The organism is Enterococcus sp. AZ156 (assembly GCF_051714165.1).
GTDB classification, from domain to species: Bacteria; Bacillota; Bacilli; order Lactobacillales; family Enterococcaceae; genus Enterococcus_B; species Enterococcus_B pernyi.
Window position 1 is genome coordinate 1257409 of sequence record NZ_JBIORI010000001.1, and the last position, 25929, is coordinate 1283337.

18 protein-coding genes are annotated in these 25929 nt (G+C 39.8%); all 18 read left to right on the top strand.

The window, feature by feature from the left end:
• The first annotated feature begins 2 nt into the window (after window positions 1-2).
• Entirely contained in the window at window positions 3-980 is a 978-nt protein-coding gene (locus IGJ95_RS06035; RefSeq protein WP_010735670.1) for an alpha-ketoacid dehydrogenase subunit beta, read from the top strand.
• 24 nt (window positions 981-1004) lie between these two features.
• Window positions 1005-2657, top strand: coding sequence for a dihydrolipoyllysine-residue acetyltransferase (locus tag IGJ95_RS06040; protein WP_023519524.1), 1653 nt, complete (start codon window positions 1005-1007; stop codon window positions 2655-2657).
• A 7-nt stretch (window positions 2658-2664) separates the two neighbouring features.
• Window positions 2665-4071 (top strand): dihydrolipoyl dehydrogenase, encoded by a 1407-nt coding sequence (lpdA, locus tag IGJ95_RS06045; protein WP_010735668.1) that lies wholly within the window; start codon window positions 2665-2667, stop codon window positions 4069-4071.
• Window positions 4072-4239: 168 nt separating this feature from the next.
• The gene (locus IGJ95_RS06050; RefSeq protein ID WP_010735667.1) at window positions 4240-4515 is read left to right on the top strand and encodes a UPF0223 family protein; all 276 of its coding nucleotides are present in this window, start codon (window positions 4240-4242) and stop codon (window positions 4513-4515) included.
• Between the two features lie 4 nt (window positions 4516-4519).
• The gene (locus IGJ95_RS06055) at window positions 4520-5287 is read left to right on the top strand and encodes an inositol monophosphatase family protein (RefSeq protein ID WP_062806242.1); all 768 of its coding nucleotides are present in this window, start codon (window positions 4520-4522) and stop codon (window positions 5285-5287) included.
• Between the two features lie 347 nt (window positions 5288-5634).
• Entirely contained in the window at window positions 5635-7464 is a 1830-nt protein-coding gene (typA, locus tag IGJ95_RS06060) for a translational GTPase TypA (RefSeq protein ID WP_010735665.1), read from the top strand.
• 502 nt (window positions 7465-7966) lie between these two features.
• A complete protein-coding gene (locus IGJ95_RS06065) occupies window positions 7967-13093 on the top strand; it encodes an LPXTG cell wall anchor domain-containing protein (RefSeq protein ID WP_438761565.1) in 5127 nt (1708 codons plus the stop codon).
• 434 nt (window positions 13094-13527) lie between these two features.
• Window positions 13528-15306, top strand: a complete 1779-nt coding sequence (recQ, locus tag IGJ95_RS06070; RefSeq protein ID WP_244062928.1) for a DNA helicase RecQ — start codon at window positions 13528-13530, stop codon at window positions 15304-15306.
• Window positions 15307-15403: 97 nt separating this feature from the next.
• Window positions 15404-15706, top strand: coding sequence for a YlaN family protein (locus IGJ95_RS06075; protein WP_010735661.1), 303 nt, complete (start codon window positions 15404-15406; stop codon window positions 15704-15706).
• Window positions 15707-15708: 2 nt separating this feature from the next.
• Window positions 15709-16875: an FtsW/RodA/SpoVE family cell cycle protein gene (locus IGJ95_RS06080; RefSeq protein WP_153830397.1), complete on the top strand. Its 1167-nt coding sequence runs from the start codon at window positions 15709-15711 to the stop codon at window positions 16873-16875.
• Between the two features lie 21 nt (window positions 16876-16896).
• Window positions 16897-20325, top strand: a complete 3429-nt coding sequence (locus tag IGJ95_RS06085; protein ID WP_010735659.1) for a pyruvate carboxylase — start codon at window positions 16897-16899, stop codon at window positions 20323-20325.
• Window positions 20326-20342: 17 nt separating this feature from the next.
• A complete protein-coding gene (locus IGJ95_RS06090; RefSeq protein ID WP_153830398.1) occupies window positions 20343-21473 on the top strand; it encodes a CAP-associated domain-containing protein in 1131 nt (376 codons plus the stop codon).
• Entirely contained in the window at window positions 21460-21891 is a 432-nt protein-coding gene (locus IGJ95_RS06095) for a YlbF family regulator (protein WP_194179743.1), read from the top strand. The genes IGJ95_RS06090 and IGJ95_RS06095 overlap by 14 nt, the downstream gene beginning before the upstream one ends.
• Window positions 21875-22216, top strand: a complete 342-nt coding sequence (locus IGJ95_RS06100; protein WP_010735656.1) for a YlbG family protein — start codon at window positions 21875-21877, stop codon at window positions 22214-22216. Before IGJ95_RS06095 ends, IGJ95_RS06100 begins: the two co-directional genes overlap by 17 nt.
• A gap of 183 nt (window positions 22217-22399) precedes the next feature.
• The gene (rsmD, locus tag IGJ95_RS06105) at window positions 22400-22957 is read left to right on the top strand and encodes a 16S rRNA (guanine(966)-N(2))-methyltransferase RsmD (protein WP_023519532.1); all 558 of its coding nucleotides are present in this window, start codon (window positions 22400-22402) and stop codon (window positions 22955-22957) included.
• Entirely contained in the window at window positions 22958-23449 is a 492-nt protein-coding gene (gene coaD / locus IGJ95_RS06110) for a pantetheine-phosphate adenylyltransferase (protein WP_010735654.1), read from the top strand. It abuts the gene before it with no gap.
• Window positions 23439-24482, top strand: a complete 1044-nt coding sequence (locus IGJ95_RS06115) for a SepM family pheromone-processing serine protease (RefSeq protein ID WP_010735653.1) — start codon at window positions 23439-23441, stop codon at window positions 24480-24482. The genes coaD and IGJ95_RS06115 overlap by 11 nt, the downstream gene beginning before the upstream one ends.
• A 304-nt stretch (window positions 24483-24786) precedes the next feature.
• Window positions 24787-25929, top strand: coding sequence for a hypothetical protein (locus IGJ95_RS06120; RefSeq protein WP_228065576.1), 1143 nt, complete (start codon window positions 24787-24789; stop codon window positions 25927-25929).

The following is a 25929-nucleotide window of genomic DNA, read 5'->3' on the forward strand; positions in this document are numbered from 1 at the left end:
CCATGGCACAAAAAACAATGATTCAAGCAATCACAGATGCCTTAGCACTTGAACTTGAAAACGACGAAAACGTACTCGTTTTTGGTGAAGATGTCGGCAAAAACGGAGGCGTATTCCGTGCAACTGAAGGATTGCAAGAAAAGTTCGGTGAAGACCGCGTATTTGACACTCCTTTAGCAGAATCAGGTATTGCCGGATTAGGTTTCGGTTTAGCACTTGAAGGATTCCGTCCTGTCCCTGAAATCCAATTCTTTGGCTTTATTTTTGAAGCAATGGATGAAGTTGTAGCACAAATGGCTCGTACGAGATACCGTATGGGTGGAACAAGAAATATTCCAGTAACGATCCGTTCACCATTTGGTGGTGGTGTTCATACACCTGAATTACACTCAGATAACTTAGAAGGATTGATTGCTCAATCTCCTGGTATCCGTGTAGTGATTCCGTCAAACCCATATGATGCAAAAGGATTATTGATTGCTTCTATTAGAAGTAATGACCCTGTTGTTTTCTTGGAGCATATGAAACTTTATCGTTCATTCCGAGAGGAAGTGCCAGATGAAGCGTACGAAGTGCCTTTAGATAAAGCCGCAGTGACTCGTGAAGGAACAGATGTATCAATCATCACTTACGGTGCAATGGTACGTGAAGCCATCAAGGCAGCAGATAATCTTGAAAAAGAAGGTATCTCTGTTGAGATCGTTGACCTACGAACAGTTGCTCCATTAGATGTTGAAACAATCATCAAATCTGTTGAAAAAACAGGACGTGTCGTTGTTGTTCAAGAAGCACAACGTCAAGCAGGCGTAAGCACTCAAGTAATCTCTGAAATCTCTGAACGTGCAATTCTTTCATTAGAAGCACCAATCGGACGCGTTTCTGCACCAGATACTGTTTTCCCATTCGGTCAAGCAGAAAACATCTGGTTGCCAAATGCTTCTGACATCGAAGCAAAAGTAAAAGAAATCGCAGAATTTTAAGGAAAGAAAGGACGTTAAAAACCCATGGCTTACCAATTTAAATTACCTGATATCGGTGAAGGTATCGCAGAAGGTGAAATCGTTAAATGGTTCGTTCAACCAGGCGATACGATCAATGAAGACGATACATTATTAGAAGTACAAAATGACAAATCAGTGGAAGAAATTCCATCTCCAGTAACAGGAACAGTGAAAAGCATCGTTGTTCCAGAAGGTACAGTTGCAAATGTTGGTGACGTATTAGTTGAGATCGATGCACCAGGACATGAAGGAAACGAAGAAAGCGGAAGCGAAGGCGTGGCAGCTACTGAGCAAACACCTGAAGCACCTGCTGCTGAACCAACAACAGAAAGTTCATCTGCATCAGCAGAAGCTTCTGACGGTGGCGTATTCCAATTCAAATTACCTGATATCGGTGAAGGTATCGCAGAAGGTGAAATCGTTAAATGGTTTGTTAAAGCCGGTGACACGATCAATGAAGACGATACATTATTAGAAGTGCAAAATGACAAATCAGTGGAAGAAATTCCATCTCCAGTAACAGGGACTGTGAAAACAATTGTTGTTTCTGAAGGTACAGTCGCAAATGTTGGTGACGTATTGGTTGAGATCGACGCGCCAGGACACAATAGTGCACCTGCAAGCAAACCAGCGGCAGCAACTTCTGATGCAAAAGTGGAAACTTCAGGTTCTTCAAGTATCCCTGAAGCGGCAAACCCAGATAAACGCGTATTAGCAATGCCATCTGTTCGTCAATTCGCTCGCGAAAAAGACGTGGATATCAGTCAAGTTTCTGCAACTGGAAAAGGCGGACGTGTGACAAAAGAAGATATCGAAAACTTCTTATCTGGCGGAGGCGCTCCAGCAGCTGCAAGCAAACCTGCTGAATCAGCTGCACCAACAGAAGCATCTGCTGAAAAACCAGCTGAAACAAAAGCTGCTCCAGCAAAAGCATTCAAATCAAACTTAGGCGATCTAGAAGAACGTGTGGCATTGACACCAACACGTAAAGCAATTGCCAAAGCAATGGTCAACAGCAAACAAACAGCACCTCATGTCACTTTACATGATGAAGTTGAAGTAACAAATCTTTGGGATAACCGTAAGAAATTCAAAGAAGTGGCAGCTGCTAACGGCACGAAATTAACGTTCTTGCCTTACGTTGTCAAAGCGTTGACTGCAACAGTCAAAAAATTCCCAATCTTGAATGCGTCAATCGATGATGCAAAACAAGAAATCGTTTATAAAAACTATTACAATATCGGTATCGCAACAGATACAGACCATGGTTTGTATGTGCCAAACGTGAAAGATGCTGACCGTAAAGGAATGTTTGCGATCGCAGACGAAATCAACGAGAAAGCAAAACTTGCTCATGATGGCAAACTAGCGGCAGACGATATGCGTAACGGAACGATCACGATCAGTAACATTGGTTCAGTTGGTGGCGGCTGGTTCACACCAGTAATCAACTACCCTGAAGTAGCAATCTTAGGTGTAGGAACAATTGCACAACAACCAATCGTCAATGCTGAAGGTGAAATCGTTGTTGGCCGAGTGATGAAATTATCATTGAGTTTCGATCACCGAATCGTCGATGGTGCGACAGCACAACAAGCAATGAATAACATCAAACGTTTATTAGCTGATCCAGAGCTATTAATGATGGAAGGATGAGAAACAAATGGTAGTTGGAGATTTTGCTGTTGAATTAGATACAGTTGTAATCGGTGCGGGACCTGGCGGCTATGTCGCTGCCATCCGCGCTGCTGAAATGGGCCAAAAAGTAGCGATCATTGAAAGAGAATATATCGGCGGCGTTTGTTTGAACGTTGGTTGTATTCCTTCTAAAGCGTTGATCGCAGCAGGTCATCATTATCAAGAATCACTTGATTCATCGATGTTCGGTGTAACAAGTGAGAATGTCTCACTAGATTTTACAAAAACACAAGAGTGGAAAGACAACAAAGTAGTGAAAACATTGACTTCAGGTGTCGGCTACTTGTTGAAAAAACACAAAGTTGAAACGATCGAGGGCGAAGCATTCTTCGTAGATGATCATACATTACGTGTGATCCATCCGGATTCTGCTCAAACTTATTCATTCAACCATGCTATCGTTGCGACAGGTTCTCGTCCAATCGAAATCCCTGGATTCAAATTTGGTGGTCGTGTCTTAGATTCTACAGGTGGATTAAGCCTAACAGAAGTTCCTAAGAAATTCGTCATCATCGGCGGCGGGGTAATCGGTGCTGAACTTGGTGCGGCTTACGCAAACTTAGGTTCTGAAGTAACGATCCTTGAAGGTTCACCACAAATTTTACCTACGTATGAAAAAGACTTGGTGAAATTAGTGGAAGATGACTTCAAGAAAAAAGGCGTAACAGTCATTACAAATGCAATGGCTAAAGAATCAATCGACAATGGTGATAGCGTAACTGTAAAATATGCAGTAGACGGAAAAGAAGAATCAGTAACAGCTGACTACGTGATGGTCACTGTTGGACGTCGTCCGAATACTGAAGACATGGGCTTAGAACAAGCTGGTGTTGAAATCGGTGAACGTGGCTTGATTCCAGTTGATAATCAAGGACGTACAAATGTACCTAACATCTTTGCAATCGGCGACATCGTTCCAGGCGCTGCTTTAGCACATAAAGCAAGTTATGAAGCAAAAATCGCCGCAGAAGCAATCTCTGGCAAAAAAGTAGCAGTTGACTACAAAGCAATGCCAGCTGTTGCCTTTACTGATCCTGAATTAGCATCAGTAGGGATGACGATCAAAGAAGCAAAAGAAGCCGGACTAGAAGCAACAGCTTACAAATTCCCATTCTCAGGGAACGGTCGTGCTTTATCATTAGGTAAAACAGAAGGCTTTATCCGCTTAGTGACAACGAATGAAGACAATGTCATCATCGGTGCGCAAATCGGTGGAGTTGGAGCAAGTGATATGGTTTCTGAACTTGCTTTGGCAATCGAATCAGGTATGAACGCTGAAGATATCGCGTTGACGATCCATCCACATCCATCTTTAGGTGAGATCACAATGGACGCAGCTGAATTAGCTTTAGGCTTACCGATCCATATTTAATCATTCAACTAAATGCAACTTTCTCTGAGAAGAGAGAGTTGTGTTTTTTTTTACTCTAAATAGCGACTATAAAATTATTATGTAAACTAAAATAGAGCAAAACCACTTGGAAGAAGTCTTCTTTCTATGATAAACTGAAAGGGATGAATAGAATAGGAGATAATATCTATGAATGAGTATCAATATCCATTAGACTTGGACTGGACCACTGAAGAAATGGTCATCGTGATGAACATGTGGGAAGCCCTCGAAAAAGCGAATGAACAAGGAATCAATAATCAGGAATTTCTATCAACTTATCAACAATTCAAAACAGTGATCAAATCGATCGGAGAAGAAAAACGGTTAGGACGCGAGTTTGAAAAAGCTTCTGGCTATTCGCTATACCGTACTATTCAAGAGGCAAAGAAGAACACCAACAAAATGCTAAAAATGAATGGGTGAGACGATGGAGAAAATGATTGAGGAAATAATTGCCTGGTTGGCAGCAGCAAAAGAAAAGATCCTCCATGCACAAAATGAGCAACTAACAGTTGCAGAAAAAACGAATCGTAAAGATCTAGTGACAAACATGGATCGAGAAATCCAAGCATTTCTGATCAATAAAATCCATTCTGCCTATCCTCAAGCAAAAATTTTGGCAGAAGAAGAAGGATACAACAACTTATCTGATTTGAGTGGTCAAGTCTTTATCATTGACCCCATTGATGGTACGTTGAACTTCGTGGTACAAGGAGAAAATTTTTGTATCATGCTTGCTTATTACGAAGATGGAGTGGGACAGCTAGGATTCATCTATGATGTCATGCGAGATGAATTATACTGGGGCGGTAAAACGATCGGTGTTTACAAAAATGATGTGAAATTACCCCAACCGCAAGACCTTCCATTAGACAAAGGATTAGTAGCAATCAATAGCTATCTCTTCGGTCATGATCGATTCAACATCCATGCGATTGGTGAACAAAGTATCGGCGTTCGGATGTGTGGCTGTGCAGGCTTAGAATTGATTGCGATGTTAAAAGGCAACCACATCGGCTATATCTCTAATCTAAGTCCCTGGGATTACGCGGCTGGCAATGTCTTGTTGAAAGAGTTCGGTATGCGATATAGTGGGTTTTCCGGTGCACCATTGAGTTTCAGTGGCAGAGAATATTATTTAGCCGCAACTCCAACCGCCTATGCGACCATACTTGACATGCTTCAATTGGATTGATTATTTTTCTAGCTTTGAGATACATCCATCAAAAAAGTTCTTATAAAATAAGTGGGGGACGATAAAATTGCTTTTTTGAGCAATGTAATCCTTCGCTTATTTTTTTGATCGATGATAGTATCGGAACAGTCATTTATAGAAGATGCTAATGGAAAAGTTTTTGTAATGACTTTTTTTTACATAAATTCGGATTTTTCGTGCTGTTTTGATTAGAAAAAGGGCGAATTATTAATTTTCTCGAAAAAATGAAAACATTTCACTATATTTCATGAAAAAATTTTGGTATAATAAACAGTCGAGTAAAATTGCCCTGTGATAAAGAATCGATAAAAAAGGAGTTACTTAAATTGAATAAAAGAAATGACATCCGTAACGTAGCGATCATCGCCCACGTCGACCACGGAAAAACAACATTAGTTGATGAACTATTAAAACAATCTGACACATTAGACGCCCACACTCAATTACAAGAACGTGCGATGGACTCAAACGCACTTGAACAAGAACGTGGAATCACAATCTTAGCGAAAAATACAGCTGTTGATTATAAAGGGATTCGCGTCAATATCATGGATACACCTGGACACGCGGACTTCGGTGGTGAAGTAGAACGTATCATGAAAATGGTAGACGGCGTTGTCTTAGTTGTAGATGCCTATGAAGGCACCATGCCTCAAACACGTTTCGTATTGAAAAAGGCTTTAGAACAACATATCACACCGATCGTTGTTGTAAACAAGATCGACAAACCATCCGCTCGTCCTGAGTATGTGGTAGATGAAGTCTTAGAATTATTTATCGAATTAGGCGCAGACGATGATCAATTGGATTTCCCAGTGATCTACGCATCTGCTTTGAACGGAACATCTAGCTTATCCGATGATCCAGCGGACCAAGAACCAACAATGGCACCGATCTTTGATACAATTGTCGAAGCTATTCCTGCACCAGTTGACAATAGCGATGAACCTTTACAGTTCCAAGTATCATTACTTGATTACAATGATTATGTTGGACGTATCGGTATCGGCCGTGTCTTCAGAGGGAAAATCAAAGTTGGTGACCAAGTATCACTGATCAAACTTGATGGCACAGTGAAGAAATTCCGTGTGACAAAATTATTTGGTTTCTTTGGCTTACAACGTTTAGAGATCCAAGAAGCTAAAGCTGGTGACTTGATCGCTGTCTCAGGAATGGAAGATATCTTCGTTGGAGAAACAGTTACACCAGTCGATCATCAAGAAGCATTACCGATTTTGCATATCGATGAACCAACATTACAAATGACTTTCTTAGTCAATAACTCTCCATTTGCTGGACGCGAAGGAAAATACGTGACATCACGTAAAATCGAAGAACGTTTGATGGCAGAATTACAAACAGACGTTTCACTTCGTGTTGAACCAACGAATTCACCAGATGCTTGGACAGTTTCAGGTCGTGGTGAACTTCACTTATCGATCTTGATCGAGAACATGCGTCGTGAAGGTTATGAGTTACAAGTATCACGTCCAGAAGTTATCGAAAGAGAGATCGATGGCGTAAAATGTGAACCATTTGAACGTGTTCAAATCGACACACCAGAAGAATACATGGGTAGTGTCATCGAATCATTGAGCCAACGTAAAGGTGAAATGCAAGATATGGTTCATACAGGAAATGGTCAAATTCGTTTGACATTCTTGACACCTGCTCGTGGATTGATCGGTTACTCAACAGAATTCTTGTCAATGACTCGTGGTTACGGAATCATGAACCATACATTTGATCAATACTTGCCAATGCTTCCTGGCCAAATCGGCGGACGTCACCAAGGTGCGTTGGTATCCATCGATACAGGTAAAGCAACAACGTATTCAATCATGAGTATCGAAGAACGTGGTACTGTATTTGTTGAACCAGGTACAGAAGTCTACGAAGGTATGATCATCGGTGAAAACAGCCGTGAGAATGACTTGACAGTCAATATCACAAAAGCAAAACAAATGACTAACGTTCGTTCAGCTAACAAAGACCAAACATCAGTCATCAAAAAACCAAAACAATTAACACTTGAAGAATCATTAGAATTCTTGAACGACGATGAATACTGTGAAGTAACACCAGAAAACATCCGTCTAAGAAAACAAATCTTAGAAAAAAATGCGCGTGAAAAAGCATCTAAAAAGAAAAAATAATAATTTTGACCGAATCCTAGAGAAAGCTCTGGGATTCGGTTTTTTTGTTATATAGGATCGATCATCAAATCAAACATAGTTATTCAATTAAATACTAGCTAAAAGCTGTTGGTGAACCGCTTTTCTCTATCCGATGTTTTTTTAGTATAGTAAAAATAAATCATAAAATTATACGATTTCTTGATGGATAAGATTAAATAACACTATTCTTTCAATTTATGCCAATTAACATGGAAAAAACGGCGTTATCAAAAAGTGTATTTAGGTTTAGAGTTAAAGTGGGAAAGTTCTAATAGAATAATACTAATGATGGAGGATGAATAAAATGTAAAAAAAAAAATAAATGACGTTATAATAAAATGAAGCTTTGCTTTTGAATGATGATTAGAAAAAAGGAGGAGTATAGAAGACTCAAGATGAGAATGATTGCTTACTCAATTGAAGATTTTCTAAGACTTCTCCGAATATACTTGTAGAATAAATGGAGGTAAATCTTAGAAAAATGAAAAAGACAAAAATTCTGAATAGCCTGATGATTATCGGCTTGGTGTTAGGAAGTATGAATGAAGCTGTTGTACAAGCAATTTCGAGCATAGAGTCAAAGACTGAGAAGACATCATTGGTTGAAAAAAAACAATTTTCAATAGAACCAAACAAAGAAGAAGACAAAATAAACAACAAAAAAATAGCTATCAAAGATGAAAGTAATGAAAAACCAATTGAGAAAAATAAAAGGACTAGTGCTAGGAATAATAATCCGAGCGATAATTTTGATAGTGTTCAAGGAAACAACGGTAATTACTTTAAACCGACTACTGATGCAACTTTACTGAAAATTGGTGAAGAGCAGGCAGCTCGAGTGCAATCAGATTTGTCAAAAACAACTTTTAATATTTCTGACTTGCGACACGAGAAAGACGACAGCTTTGAAGTTTTAAATTTTTCTAAGAGTGCTTTTCCGAATGATAAAGGATTGGTTATGTGGCCATTAGGTGGAGGGCGTAATGATGTCTATTGGACGCAAGTAGATTCTAACAGTGGAATTTGGCGGATGCGCCTATACGCTTCAATGGCTTCAACAAGCGAGCCTTATTTAAATGCAAGATTTACTCGACTAAAATACGGTTCTGTCAGTGGGAATGAAGTATTTGTCTTTCCAAGAGTGGCTTATTTATCGAATCCTACATCTAATGTTAACGATATGAAACCATTTCTCATGGCAGCTACATTTGAAGTACGGTTACCGACTGCTGAAGAGGAAATCGGTAAAATTGTAGCAACTGCCAAAGAAGGTACACATAAACTCATGCAAAATACTCAACCGATCCCTAATCCAGAAACTTATCTAGATGTAAAAAATACACGTGGAAAAGTTGAATATAGTTGGAAAATAGCCCCTGATACAACGAAAGTAGGAAAGCAAGATACGAAGATTTTAGTAAAAGACGAGTCGGGTAGAGAAATAGAAGCAGTAGTTCCAATCACTGTAGAACCTCTAGCTGTAGAAATCGAGGGAAAACCAGGACCATTTGACATTTATCAATATGATAAATTGCCAGATGTGACTGAATACTTTGAAGTAACAAATCTGTATGGTACCTATACGCTAAAATGGTTTGATGATGTGAATACTGATTCGCCAGGCGAACAAACATGGCGAGCAAAAGTAACAACTTCTGATGGACGTGAAGCAACTGCTTCGATTCAGATGGATGTGACGCCACATGAGGGCTTAAAGGTTAACCTCAAATCAATTGAAGATCGAAAACTCGGTTATAATTATCCAACATTTGCAACAAACTTTAGAGATTATATTGATTCGGTCACAATGCATGGTGAACCAGTCGAATTAAGAGATCTTGAATTTATTCCACAAGAAAGTGTGGAGGCAGATTATCGGATAGGTGGTCTTCAAACGCTCAAATTGACAGTTCAAACCAAGCACCCAAATAGCGGTGTGATGATTAAGGGAACTGGTGAGGTAACACTCAATGTTCTTTGGGACCACTCGATTTTGATGAAATCAATCAATGGTGAATCAGCTGGATCATTTACTTTAAGAACAGATAATTCAGGAAATGAGACGGCAAAAGTTGTATTTGGGATGGGGATACCAACCTCAATAAATACGGCAGTTGGTCCGCAGAGTTCCCCATTTTCGCTATATTATTCGTTTGAAGTTTTACGAGGCGAAACAGTCGTTTATAGCCAAGAAGTGACAAATCGCGCAACTTGGCAGCAAATCATGGATAAATTTGGAGATTCTACTGGAACGATCGATGTCCGTTATGGTGATGTCATTAAGATATATCATCCAGAACGAACGCCGAATAGTTCAGTCTTGATGATTGACGAACAGGAACAGGATTATACATATGATACGGCGTACGCCTACTACAAGATTACTCCTTATGGATTTGATCCATTCCCCTTGCTAGAAGCAGAAGCTTCACAAAAGAGTTTTGTTTTAGGCGAGAACACTAAGACAATTGATCCAGCTTCATTAATAAAGAATGTAACGATCAATGGTCGAGTAGTTGATAGTAGTTTATACGAAGTGGAATCATTGATCGATTTTGATACAAGTAGTATTGGAACAAGAAAAATGAAATTGAAAGTCACGATGAATGATGGTCTTTCAGCAGAGGAATTCGAAGTCGATTATCAAGTCAAATGGGGCAGCACATTTGTGCTAAAAGGCTTGAATGATGCGACGGTTGGCGCATTTAGTCTACTAAAAGAAAACGATCAATGGGCATTGCATGCTAGTCAAGGTGTAAGTGGGACGGACTTGAGTCAACCGGTGAATAATCATTTTGGCCGAGACATTTACTATGGTATTGAGGTGATCGAAAATATTACTACCAAATACCAATATAACGTGCTAGGAAATCAATCGATTAGAGATGGGATCGAAGGGTTCAATCAAGGAAAACCATTAGACGTCAAACAAGGCGACGTCATCAAAGTGTATCATGCAGAACCAGCAGGTAATAGTTTATTGATGCAAGATGAATTGGCCAAAGACTTTACAATGGGCTCAAATGATGCCTATTACGAAGTCACAGAGCATGGGCTAGAACCGATCCTCGCGATTTCTACGGATACTAAACCACAAGAATTTAGTCTAGGTGATGATGCCACAGAGATTGATGGAACCCAACTGATTAATTATGTGACGATCAACGGTACCGAGTTAACACCGGATTTATATACAGTGAAGCAATTAGGAAACTTCGATACAACCACAGTTGGTCAAAAAGAACTTGCTATCCAATTTGACACAAAAGATGGGGTAGTATCAAAAGTCATCACAGTGCCTTATGAAGTGAAATGGGGCAGAACGATCGTGATGAAATCTAGCACCGGTGGTTCAGCAGGTGTTTTCTCACTGCAAACTACTAATACGACAAGACAATTGAAAATCCATCATGGGTTTGACTCGCCATTAGACGAGCGCTTAGGAAACGATCAAGACCTCTATTATTCAATTGAAGTCCTACGGGGTGAAAGAGTCCATTATAGTCAAGAAGTCCCAGGTCGTGTCACGTTACAAGACGTCATCAACAGCTTTGGAACTAATGGTACTCAAGCTGTCACTGTCCAGTTAGATGATGTGATCAAAATTTATCACCCGCAAAAATCTCCTGGTAGCTCGGTACTGATGGTCGATGAACTAGAAGAGGACTTCACTTATGGTTCAGATTATGCGTATTACAAAGTAACGACTTTTGGTTTTGAAGCAATGCCAGTCATGGAAGTCCATACAGCTAATAAAGCCTTTTATCTCGCGCAAGATGTGACTACTGCAGCTGATGCTGAATTAATTGATCGTGTGACGATCAACGGCAAAACAGTCGATCCAGAGGAATACACGATCGAAAGACGTTCAGAAATCGATACGACAACGATAGGAAATAAAAACGTCTCTATGCGTGTGAAAATGAACGATGGTTTATCTAGTGTGCAACTTGAACTGCCTTATCAAGTCAAATGGGGAAGTACATTTGTTCTGAAAGGCGAAGAGAAAGAAGGGAAAAGAGGCATCGTCGGTTCTTTTAGCCTGCTTGATCAAAATGATGAGTTGGCTATCTATGCCACGAAAGGCGAAGATGAAACAGAACTTAATGCGCCAGTCAATCCTGCCTATGGTCGGAATGCCTATTATCGAATCGACATCCTAGCAGATCCTAAAAATAAAGCAAATAGTTTATTTCCCGATAACATCAAATATACTTATGAAGTGGCAGGTAATCAAACGGTTCGTCAAGCAATCGAAGGGTTCAATAATGGCCAATCATTACCTGTGGAAGAAGGAGACATTTTCCGTGTCTACCATGCAGAAACAGATAACCAGAACTTACTGATGTGGGATGATATCGTCAAAAACTATACAGCTGGGTTGAATTACGCTTATTATGAAGTCAAGAATGGCGAGTTTGAGCCGATTACGATGATTTACGCAGATGTTGCTAGTCAGGAACTCGTCTTAGGTGAGGATACCAGTGAGGTAGACGTGACAACGTTGATTGAGAATGTTGCATTCAACGGACAGAGTTTGAACACAGAGCTTTATAAAGTAGAACAAATGGGAGCGTTTGATACCCATACGACAGGAGAAAAAACAGTAACGGTAAAAGTATCGACAGCAGATGGTGTTTCTTCGACTGACATCGAAGTGCCTTATGAAGTGAAATGGGGTAGCACGATCCATTTGAAAAATCGTAAAGGTGAAACGGTTGGATCGTTTGGTTTACTTAAAAACAGCAAACAAATTGAAATCCAATCTGTCCAAGGAACCGATCAAACAGTTTTGAAGAATCGAGTGAATGAATACGATGACACCGAAGTATATTATGGAATCGAAATTCTCAACGAACGTAAGCAAAGCAAATATCAATACGAGGTTCGTGGCACACAAACGATCGAGCAAGCCATTTCACGTTTTAATACTGGTAAATCACTGGCGGTGTCCCCAGGTGATATCGTGAAGGTTTATCACGTAGATACTAGTAACAATTTATTGATGGCAGAAGAGAACGAACGAAACTACACCTATGGCAGTAATTACGCGTATTATAAGGTAACAGATTATGGTTTTGAGCCTACAGGTGAGTTAACAGTTGAACCTGCTCAGCCTTCTTTTGCACAAGGCACTGAAAGAGTTGACCTGAAATCGTTAGTAAAAGAAGTGAAAGTCAATGGGCGTGTAATACCTAAAAACGTCTATACTGTTTCTTTAGATGGAACATCTGAAATCGATACAGAAACTATGGGCAGTCGTTTTGTTTCTCTCGATGTCAAAGTGGATCGGAGTTATGGGAGTTTATCTACTCGTACAGAATCTTCATATGAAATCGTTGAACCTGGACAAGAAACAGCGCCAGGAGAAGAGGACGCTAGTGCAGAAGATGGTACTGGTACATCCAACGATCCAGATGCAGATGGAATTTCAGCAGAGACTGGATTAGGTGAGGGTTCCGCAGCCGAAGGTGATGAGAGTAAATTGCCACAAACCAATCAAACCATCAATCGAGTACTGCCATATATTGGTGCATGTTTCTTACTAATAGTAGGATTTGTTTTTTGGAAACGAAAAATGTCTAAGAAATCGTTTGATAAACAGTAACGGATAGTTAAAATGACAACGAAGCAGTTGAAAGAGCGAAGTGATAATTACTTTGGCATTCTTTCAACTGTTTTTTTATGATCACTAAAGGAGTCACGGACAAGAAATATAAAAATAAATCCTATGAGCAAAAATCAAAATTCTCGTAATAGGAAGTCAATCATTAGCTGTGGAGAACTTAAAGAAACAAAAAATGAAAGCAAGAACGGCAAGATGAATTTTTTAAAGAACTTTTAAAAAACTCAAAGCACTCTGTTTTTGGTTTCACAAATGGTGTTTTGTTTCACGGAGTTAGGCTTGCTCTTATGAGCAGACAGAAGTAGAATAGATAGTACATGTCTGATGAATCATTTGAGAAAATGCGTAATTAATAGTTAGATGAAAGAAGTAAAACTTGAAAGTGTAAAAACAAACAGAAATCGAGGAGGCCGCATGTGGAGCAGTTATTAAAAAAATATTTTGGATATGAGCTTTTCCGCCCAGGCCAAAAAGAAATCATTGAAAAAATCATGGCTCAAGAAGATGTCTTGGGTATCATGCCGACTGGAAGCGGAAAATCAATATGTTATCAGCTACCTGCGCTAGCCTTGGAAGGGGTGACGATCGTCGTTTCTCCCTTGATCTCTTTGATGAAAGATCAAGTGGATGCTGCGAATCAACTGGGGATCGCTGCTACGTTTATTAATAGTTCATTAGAAGGATATGAAGTGGCACAACGTTTTCGTTCATTAGATGAAGAAAAGTATCAATTGTTATATGTTGCACCAGAACGTTTTATCATGCCTGATTTTATCCAAGCGATGAATCGTTGGTCCGTTCGCTTGATTGCCATTGATGAAGCCCACTGTATCTCGCAATGGGGGCATGATTTCAGACCCAGTTATTTACAGATGGCGAATATTTTAGAAGGTATTCCTCAGCGTCCGCCCATCGTGGCCTTGACAGCAACTGCTACTGTCCCTGTAGCGACAGATATCAAAAGACTTTTAAAAATCCCTGAACAGAACCATATTCAAACTGGATTTGCACGAGAAAATCTGAGGTTGCAGGTTATCAAAGATCAGAAAAAAGAACAATATTTGGTCGAGTATTTAAAAGTGAATCAAAATCAATCCGGCATCATTTATGCCGCGACTAGAAAAGAAGTGGATCGACTATATCAGTTGTTGGCGAAATTTGGTTTTTCCGTTGGCAGATACCACGGCGGTATTTCAGAAAGGGAACGGACGGAAATGCAAGAAGCTTTCCTCTATGATCGTATTCAGCTATTAGTAGCAACGAACGCTTTTGGAATGGGGATCAATAAAAGTAATATTCGTTTTGTCATTCACTACCAAATACCAGGTTCATTAGAAGCATATTATCAGGAAGCTGGTCGTGCCGGAAGAGATGGCTTACCTAGTGAAGCCATTTTGCTATTTGCGCCACAAGATGTGCAAGTCCAAAAGTTTTTTGTTCAACAATCGCAACGTGAGGAAGCACAAAAACATAAGGAATACGACAAGATCCGAGCAATGACTGAATACGTCCATATCGAATCCTGTCTGCAACAATATATTCTTTCTTACTTTGGAGAAGCAAGCGAGCCTTGTCAGCGTTGTGGCAACTGTCTTGATGATCGTGAACTTGTCGATGTGACCACAGAAACGCAAATGGTTTTGTCTTGTTTGAAACGAATGGGTGAGAACTACGGAAAACAATTACTAATGAAAGTCCTTGCCGGATCAAAAGATCAGAAAATCAAACAGTTTCAGTTTGATCGATTGTCTACTTATGGTCTACTAAGGAATCTGTCACAAAAAAATATATTACAGTTGATCGACTATCTGATTTCAAGTGGCTACTTACTTGCGGCTAGTGGTGAATACCCTGTTTTGAAAGTCAGCGATCTTGGGGTGCAAGTGCTTATGGGAAAAGTAACTGTCCACAAAAAGGAACCCCAAAAAGTGCAACAATTGTCGCATGACGAAACAGATGGCCTATTTGAAGTATTACGCCAGTTACGGACTGATTTAGCTGTTGATGCAGGTGTTCCGCCGTATGTTGTTTTTTCAGATGCGACACTCAAAGAAATGAGTCAGCATCGACCAAATGACCGATTGGCACTTCTCCAAATCAAAGGGGTAGGGCAAAGCAAGCTTGATAAGTACGGTGAAATGTTCTTGCAGGCAATCAAAAATTTCCAAGAAAGCGCTACGCCAAGTGACAGTTAAAAAACCTAAAAAAAAGCCTAGATAAATCTAGGTTCTTGCTCAGTTATCGCGTAAAATATGCTATAATGAATGAACTTAGAAATGGAGGGAAAGGCAAATGGATTCTCTTTCAAAAGAGACGGCACTCAATGTGTTGATTGATGAGGCAGATCGCATCAAGCGTTTGATCCAAAATCAAACAAACAGTCTTTGTATCTCGCAGTGCAAAGCCTTTGAAGAGGTAGTCGATACACAAATGTATGGATTTTCTCAACAAGTGAGTTTTGCGATACGTGTAGGGATCATTGAAAAAAAAGAAGGGCAACTGATGCTCAGTGAGTTAGAACGTCAATTGAATCACTTATACAATGAAGTTTACCGAGAAAATTATGATAAAAAAGAAAGTGGCAAGGGGGAATAAGCTTGCCGAATAAAGTGAAAAAAAGGCATCTGTTGGATTACAGTATTTTGATTCCATATTTGATTTTATGTATCATCGGGTTGATCATGGTTTATAGCTCCACCTCCTACTTGCTATTAGCAAATGGGAGCAATCCAGCGTCATCAGTCATCAATCAAAGTATTTTTTGGGTGCTTAGCTTGATCGTTATTGCACTCCTATACAAAATGAAAATCGGTGTATTGAAAAATCAGCGATTGATCATGGCGGCTATCGCAGTCTTGACGATTTTATTATTGATCGTCTTATTTTTTGGGGAAGAACGTAATGGTGCAAAAGGTTGGCTTGAAATTGCCGGATTTTCTATCCAGCCCGCCGAATACCTAAAGATCATTGCCATCTGGTATCTTTCCTTTACTTTGTCACAGAGACAAATGAGTGTGCAAAAAAACTTCATTGCAACGGTCAAACGACCTTTATTGTTAGTACTTGCCTTGACAGTGTTAGTGGCAAGTCTACCCGATTTTGGGAATGCAACGGTTATTTTTTTGATCATCATCGTGTTACTATTAGCTAGCGGCGTCAATTATGTTTACACCTTGATCGTCGGTGTCGGAGGAATCATTTTTAGTGTAGTAACAATTTGGTTGATCAACGTGACCCAAGGGAAACTTTTCCCTGGTCGCCTACAATATATTTATCATCGTTTTGAGATTTTTCAAAACCCTTTTACTGATGAATTGAATAACGGACACCAAATGGTGAATGGTTATTATGCGATGTTCAACGGTGGTCTATTCGGTCGCGGATTAGGGAATAGTATCCAGAAGAAAGGATTTCTACAAGAAGCGCAAACCGACTTTATCTATGCCATCGTAGTAGAAGAATTAGGAGTGATCATGGGTATTTTGATCTTAGCTTTATTGATGTTCATGATTGCGCGTATCATCTTAGTGGGTATCCGCTCAAAAGATCCATTTAATTCTTTGCTATGTATCGGAATCGGTTCGATGTTTCTGATCCAAGTATTTGTCAACCTTGGCGGGATCACTGGGATCATCCCATTGACAGGGATCACATTCCCATTCTTGAGTCAAGGTGGTTCGAGTTTGCTGATGCTTTCGATCTGCGTAGGTTTCGTCCTGAATATCAGCGCAGATGAGAAACGGAAGAGTTTAGGTATTTACTAAAATTGACGTAGGAGTGATTCGATGAGAAAAGTTTTGGTAGCTAACAGAGGAGAAATTGCTGTACGGGTATTTCGTGCCTGTACAGAATTAGGGATCCAAACTGTAGGTGTCTATGCAGAAGAAGATGAATATTCCGTGCATCGCTTTAAAGCGGATGAGGCATATCTAGTTGGTAAAGGAAAAAGACCGATAGATGCGTATCTTGATATTGAAGGGATTCTTGAGATTGCTAAGGCTAGTGGAGCGGACGCGATCCATCCCGGTTATGGATTATTATCTGAAAACTTACACTTTGCCACACGGTGCAAAGAAGAAGGCATCACTTTTGTTGGGCCAGAACTTCATCATCTTGATATTTTTGGCGATAAGATCAAAGCGAAAACAGCAGCAATCGAAGCTGGTATCGCATCGATCCCTGGGACAGATGGTCCAGTAGAGTCAATTGAAGAAGTTTTATCATTTGCTGAACGTCATGGCTATCCAGTGATGATCAAAGCAGCATTAGGCGGTGGCGGTCGTGGGATGCGTGTAGCATATGACGAAAAAGGCGCTCGTGAAGGATATGAACGTGCAAAAAGTGAAGCGAAAGCTGCTTTTGGTAGTGATGAAGTCTATGTTGAAAAGTATATCGCTGATCCGAAACACATCGAGGTCCAGATCTTAGGGGATACCCATGGAAACATCATCCATCTATTTGAACGGGATTGTTCAGTCCAGCGGCGTCATCAAAAAGTCGTAGAAGTCGCTCCTTGCGTTTCGATGAATGAGCAACAGCGTCAACGTATTTGTCAGGCTGCTGTCCAGTTGATGAAGCATGTGGGGTATGTCAATGCAGGGACAGTCGAATTTTTAGTGGAAAATGACGAATTTTATTTTATTGAAGTCAATCCACGTGTCCAAGTGGAGCATACGATCACTGAGATGATTACGGATGTCGATATCGTGACGACGCAATTATTGATTGCACAAGGAAAAGATCTGCATAAAGAAATCGGATTGCCACAGCAAAGTGAAATAAAAATCAAAGGTTCAGCCATCCAATGTCGGATCACAACGGAAGACCCATTGAGTAACTTTCTACCAGATACTGGTAAGATCGATACGTATCGCTCACCAGGTGGGATGGGCGTCCGCTTAGATGTAGGGAATGCCTATGCAGGTTACATCGTTACCCCATATTTTGATTCGCTTCTAGTAAAAGTTTGTACCCATGCGGCTGATTTTGCAACAGCGATCCAAAAAATGGAACGTTGCTTGAGAGAATTCCGTATCCGTGGAGTGAAAACAAATATTCCATTTATGTTGAATGTCATCTTGCACCCAGAATTTCAATCAGGACAAGCTAAAACGACGTTCATCGATAGTACCAATGAATTATTTGACTTCCCACGCTTACGTGACCGTGGAAATAAAACGATGAAATACATCGGAGAAATCACAGTAAATGGTTTCCCTGGCATTGAACGTGGTGAAAAACCATATTACGATGCACCACGTATGCCAAAAGAGCTGATCACTCGTCCGGATTACATCACAGCAAAAAATGTCTTAGACAAAGACGGCGCTTCTGCATTAGTGGATTGGGTCAAACAACAAGAAAATGTGTTATTGACAGATACCACGTTTAGAGATGCCCATCAAAGCTTATTGGCTACTCGTGTGCGCACAAAAGATTTCAAAGAAATCGCGCGATTGACTGGTGAAGGGCTTCCTGAGCTGTTTTCAAGCGAAATGTGGGGCGGTGCGACATTTGACGTCGCCTATCGTTTCTTGAATGAGGATCCATGGAAACGCCTGAGAAAGATTCGCTCCTTGATGCCAAATACTTTATTGCAAATGCTCTTTAGAGGATCGAATGCTGTCGGCTACTCCAACTACCCAGACAACGTGATCGCTGAATTTATCAAAGAAGCAGCGACACAAGGCATCGATGTCTTCCGGATCTTTGACAGTCTGAACTGGGTACCGCAAATGGAAAAGAGTATTCAAGCCGTTCGTGATACAGGAAAAATTGCAGAAGCGACGATTTGCTACACAGGTGATATCAATGATCCAAGTCGTGCGAAATACAATGTGCAATATTATAAGGACATGGCAAAAGAGCTGGAACAGTTAGGCGCTCATCTGATCGCAATCAAAGATATGGCAGGACTGTTGAAACCGCAAGCTGCTTATCGCTTGATCAGTGAATTGAAGGCGACAACGGATCTACCAATCCATTTACACACACATGATACGAGTGGCAATGGCATCATCACTTACTCAGCAGCAACTAAAGCGGGTGTCGATATCGTCGATGTAGCGATGAGTGCGATGAGTGGAAATACTAGCCAACCAAGTATGAGCAGTTTGTATTACGCTTTGGTCAATGGTCCACGTGTACCAGAAATCAATATTGAAAATGCGCAACAGTTGAATCACTATTGGGAAGATGTTCGCATGTATTACAAACCATTTGAGAATGGCTTGAATGCACCTGAAACTGAAGTTTATATGCACGAAATGCCAGGTGGACAATACTCGAACTTACAACAACAAGCCAAAGCAGTTGGCTTAGGTCATCGTTGGGATGATATCAAAAAAATGTACCACACAGTAAACTTGATGTTTGGTGATATCGTCAAAGTCACGCCTTCTTCTAAAGTTGTAGGCGATATGGCCTTGTTCATGGTCCAAAATGAGTTGAGCGAAGAAGACATTTACGAAAAAGGCGACACATTGAGTTTCCCTGAATCAGTCGTTACCTTCTTCCAAGGTGAATTAGGCCAGCCAGTAGGCGGGTTCCCAGAAAAACTCCAAAAGATCATTTTGAAAGGTCGTCCAGCCATCACCGAACGTCCAGGATTGTTCGCTGAAACAGTAGACTTCGAAAAAGTCAAAGCAGAATTAGCTAAAAAGATCGGCTATGAACCAAAACAAGAAGAAGTCTTGAGTTACTTGATGTATCCACAAGTCTTCTTGGATTATCAAACCGCTTATAATCAATTTGGCGATGTCACATTACTGGATACACCGACTTTCTTCCAAGGGATTCGTTTAGGGGAAACGGTCAACGTTCAAATCGAAAAAGGCAAGATCCTGATCATTCGTTTAGACGAGATCGGTGAACCTGATATTGAAGGAAATCGTGTGTTATTCTTTAATTTGAACGGTCAACGAAGAGAAATCACCGTCAAAGATACGTCGATCGTCAGTGCGGTAAAAACTAGACGAAAAGCAGAACCAACCAATCGCGAACAAATCGGTGCGACGATGTCCGGTTCAGTTTTAGACGTCTTGGTGAAAAAAGGCGATACGGTCAAAAGAGGCGATACATTGATGGTTACTGAAGCAATGAAGATGGAAACGGCCATTGAAGCACCATTCGATGGAGAAATCGCACATCTCTATGTTGTTGCTGGCGATCCCATTGCCTCAGGAGATCTATTGATCGAAGTTACAGAAAAATAAGAAAGGAGAGGGAACATTTGAAACGACTAGGTCTATTTATAGCAACACTACTATTTGTCACGTCGGCTTTATATTTGGAGCCAGTAGTGTTCCCTCCCAAACTTGAAACATCCACGCAAGACCAACAACTGATAGGAAATCAAAATCAGGTAACGTCTTGGAAATACCAGGAGCTAAATGCGACTGGCTTTTCTACATATATTGGTCGATCAGTCACCGAATTAGAAGCAGAGATTGGTTCACCTAAAGATCGTTTGACGAGCGGATTCGGCTTTGAGATCAGATATTATCAAGATCCAATTCAACAAATCGTACTTGAAGCAAATATACAAAATGACCGAGTAGAGGCTATCAAAGTTTTAAATGCGAACGCAACTAGTTTGACACCATTTGTCGTTGGCATGACTATGCAGGATCTGACAGAGATTACAACGATTTTTCCGAACTTCACATTTGAGTATGAAGAGACAGAAGTCGGAATCGAGTTAACTGAAGAAGACATGAATTATCGTCCCTTGATTGCTTTTGATAACGGTACATTTGCGATGCTTTTCTTTGATCAAGACACAGGTGGATTATTTTCAACAGTTTATTTAAATAAGAAAAGCTTATTGAAATTAATGCCTTACCAGGTCTTTGGAGAGGGATTGCCCCACTACGAAATGGACAGTTCAGTAGACTGGGAAAGTATCAATCAATCAAGAGAGCGTGTCATCACTCGAGTATTGACGAGATTACGCCAAGAAGCTGAACTGCCTGATTATCATTACTCTCCAGATTTTATGATCCAAACGAATGTACTGTTAACAGACTTTATCGAACAACCAGAAGAATGGTTGGCAGAAAATCGTTTGGCAGAGTGGCAAATGGCAACACAGACTTCGCAAACTACAGTTAAATTTACGTTGTCAAATGATGAAATCAATCGCTTAGTGGAAAAACGACAATTAGATCAAACAACTGGGATTTTCATGCATCCAATCATTGATCCGACTTTTTCAGTGTTATTGTTATATACTGATCCTTATTATCATGATCGATTCTTGGAAAAAGAACCAACACAGTTAGGCGTTGCGTTTTCGAAAGAAAACATGTTAGTCTTAATGAAGGAAAAAGAGGAGACTAGTGAAAGTAGTGATAATCAATGAGGAGTTGTTTGAACTGGAGGACCAGTGTCATCAGCTTGTTCAAACGATTGTAACAAGTGAAATGATGGAACAATATCTCAAAACTAAAAAAGAGATGGAAACTTCTATCAACGTCAACCAGTTAAAAAATGATTTTATTGCAAGCAGACAAGCATTTGAAGAAATTTCACCTTATGGAAAGTACATTCAAGAGTTTCGTGAAAAACAACGAACTGTACGCCAAGCCAAAAGGCAGTTGGATCTAAATGAGGAAGTAGCAGCTTTTCGAATATGTGAAACAGAATTACAAAAGATACTAGATTCCATTGGAAAACAACTTGCACATACGATTTCGACAGAGATCAAAATCAGTGCAGGTAGTCCATTTTTTGAAAAAAGTGAAGGGTGCGGAGGAAACTGCCATGGACATAGAAAATAAAAAATTTGAACAAACACATCGGCGAGGGTTAGTCGTGTGGGTATATAGTTTAAAACAATTGAAAAATCTTCGCAAATTTGGATTAGTGCATTATGTCTCTCGTAAAATGAAGTATGTGATCATGTATTTAAATGAAGACAACTATGAACAAACGGAAGAAAGGATCAAGAAATTACATTTCGTACGAAATGTCGAACGTTCTTATCGACCAGATATCGAAATGAATTTTGCTGAAAAAATCGGTAAAAAGGCGGACACAAAAGAAGAAGGCTTCGAGATCGAAGAATTAAACACTAAGATCCGCTTAGCTGATCACGTTTTCTAGTAAAGAGAGTCTAGCGTTATAGTTAATAAAATCGACGAAAATGAAGAAAATGTGATAAAAAGATTTTGAATAGTTATAAAAAGTTAAATTAAGAAAAAATAGACTTGAGAATTGACGATTTTAGTCGGAATCAAGTCTATTTTTTTGGTATACTAATAACAGTATGTTTCAAGGAGTGAGTAGATGCGAGTAATTTCAGGAGATTACGGCGGTCGCCGTTTAAAAAGTTTAGCAGGGCCAAATACTCGACCGACGTCTGATAAAGTCAAAGAGTCGATATTCAACATGATCGGTCCTTATTTTAATGGAGAGGTCGTTTTGGATCTTTACTCAGGAAGCGGGGGTCTAGCGATCGAAGCAGTTTCCAGAGGCTGTAGCTACGCAATCTGCGTGGAGAAAAACTATCAAGCACTAAAAATAATCAAAGAAAATATTGAAATCACTAAAGAACCGAACAAATTCAATACAATGAAATTAGATGCTGATAAAGCGATTGAGTCACTGGCGAAAGAAGATCAAAAGATTGATATTCTATTTTTAGATCCACCTTATGCTAAACAAAAAATCGTCGATCAAATTAAACGTATGGAAGAATTGGCTCTTTTTCAGGATGCTGCCTTGATCGTATGCGAAACAGATAAGTCAGTGGAGCTTCCTGAGACAATAGGAAATTTTCAACAAATCAAACAGCAGACCTATGGCATCTCTGCGGTGACCATTTATAGAAAAGAGGAAATATAAATGAGAAGAGCTTTATTTCCAGGGAGTTTCGACCCATTGACTATGGGACATTTAGACACGATCGAACGAGCTGCGAAGTTGTTTGATGAAGTGATCATCGGTATCTTTATCAATACATCAAAAAAAACATTGTTCACGGCTGAGGAACGCTTGGAATTGATCACACAAGCAGTCGCACACTTAGAAAATGTCCGAGTGATCCACCAAGAGACACAGTTGACAGTGACGACGGCAAAAGAACTAGGTATTCAAGCGCTGGTTCGAGGTGTTCGCAGCTTCAAAGATTTTGAATATGAACGTGACATTGCGCAAATGAATCATCATTTGAGTCCTGAATTGGAGACGGTGCTTTTTATGGCAAAACCAGAGTATAGCCATATCAGCTCAAGTATGCTTAAAGAGGTTCTTTATTTTGGTGGGGACGTGAGCACCTATTTACCTACTGTGATCAACGAAGCATTAGCTAGAAAGCGTGAAAGTGATGCAGAATAAAAAATGGTGGAAAACATTATCCGTAATCCTTTTAGGTACGTTATTAGCAGGCTTTGTCATTGTTCCTTTACCCTATTATGTGGAGGCTCCAGGTGCCACAATTGATCTTAAAGATATGATCACAGTCAATGACCAAGAAGATAAAGAATCAGGCTCTTTCTCTCTCACTTCTGTAGGAATCAGAAGAGCAACAGGATTTGGTGTCGTCTCCGCACTGCTATCAGATTTCAAAGATGTTATCAGTGAAGAAGAGTTGACTGGTGGATCAACAAATGAAGAATATAATCAGATGCAAAAATATTATATGGAGTCCTCACAAAATGCCGCTATCGAGCAAGCATTGAAACTAGCGAATATTCCTTATACGTTGGAATTCAAAGGTGTCTATGTCATGGGTGTCGAAAAAAATTCGAGCTTTTACAAGAAATTATCTGTTGGAGATACGGTGACGAAAGTAGATGGCTTGAGTTTTAAGAGTGCGGAAGAATTTATGGAGTACGTGAAAGGACAAGAAGTAGGACAGGTTGTCACAATTACCTTCATCCACAATGGTAAAGAAGAAGAAGCTTCAGGTAAACTGATCGAGTTATCGACAGATAAAAAACCAGGAATCGGGATCACGTTGACCGACCATACAGAAATCGCCACAGATACAGAAGTGGCAATCAATTCTGGTTCAATCGGTGGTCCTTCAGCAGGCTTGATGTTTACTTTGGAGATCTATGAACAGTTGACCCATCAAAATATCCGTAAAGGGGAAAAAATAGCCGGTACAGGGACAATCAATCGTGCAGGTGAAGTGGGACGAATCGGTGGAATCGATAAAAAAGTGGCAAGTGCAGACGAAGCAGGAATGAATATCTTTTTTGCGCCAGATGATACGATTTCTGAGGAAGTGAAAAAAGAAAATCCAGATATCAAAACGAACTATGAAGAAGCCAAAGCTGCGGCTAAAAAACTCAATACATCGATGAAGATCGTTCCGGTCAAAACAGTGCAAGATGCCTTAGAGTATCTTGAGAACATGAAATAAACAGTTTATCGACTTGAATTTTTTGTACTCATATTTTTAAAGAGAGGTCAAGACATGTTTAGCCTCAAGAAATAATGTGCCATCCACGAAAATTGTTTTTTCAAATTTTTGTGGGTGGCGTATTATTTTTCGATGAGGTTCCTTCTGTTTCAGCCGTTTATTTGGTTTAGGTAGTACGAAGGGCTAATGTCTCACTCTTTTTCTTTTTTTTCAAAAATAGCAAAAAAATGTTTTGTTATTTTGTAGGTAATTTTAAGTAAGTTTGCTACTATATAAAAAAGAGTTAGAAAGGGGCAAGATAAATATGGAACAACCAAGCAATCGAGAATCATCATTCGATATCGGAGAATATTACTCCGAAAAAAAGTATAAAAAAAATTTTGGGCATTTGCGGAAAACAGCAGACTTTAAACGTGTATTAATTGATTTTGACAAACAACTGGAAGAAACGAAAGATCAACTGTCAAAACATCGAAACGGTGTGTTGTGGACCAGACGCTTACTTGCAGAATTTCGACAAAAAAAGTTGAGCAAATCGGGTAGAGTTTTCAATTTTATTCTTAGGCGTAAGAATAAAGAGCCTGAAAAATATGAGAATACACTAAAGGATTTGAACAGTAAATATTTTAATTCAGAATATATTCAATCGATTGTTGATAAAGATGTATGGATTGATCCAAAAGAAATCGTTGATGAAATCAAGCGCTTAGCTTCAAGAGCGAAATCTATCCCTACGGCTCGCGGGTTGGAACTAAGGGAACAGTTTCGAGCACAACCTTCGGAGCAAAAAAAATGGCGTCAACCTGAAACAGAAGAAGAATTACACTACAGTACCCTTTCTTTCCTAGATGAAGGTGGAGAAAGCGAGAAGTCGCGCAAGATAACTATCAATAGAAAAGCTGACCCCGTCATTTACGCAGTAATCCGACGAGAGAACAAGGGGGAAAAAGTCTCATTAAATATAGAAGTTTCCCATAATAATGAGAAACTAATCGAAAAACCTATAACTAGACACCACAGAAATCCTTCCGTTCATGGCGAGGTAGCATTTACTGGTCACCAGGAGCAACAAAGCAAACAACCAAGACGGTTATCAACAATTTCAGAGTTGCAAGAAAATAATGGAAGAAAAAGTTCATTGAAAGATGAGGTTGAACGACGTGATTCGAAACCTCGAGAAGTAAAATCTGCGATCAATCAAGGACTTATTTCGTCAAAAAACTTATCTGTAGAAGGTGCTGTGCAATCGGTGAAACAACGAATCTGGGAAATAGAGAACAGATCTGGGAAGTCCGACCGTATGGTTTTTAATAGTCATAATGACTCAGGCAAACGTTCATTTGGCATGACCAAACAAGCAGCAATGAGTAAGTCAGGGGAAAATCGACGACCAGCTCCGCCTTCTCCAAGTTTGAAGCCGAAACCAAGGATAGAACCAACTAAATAA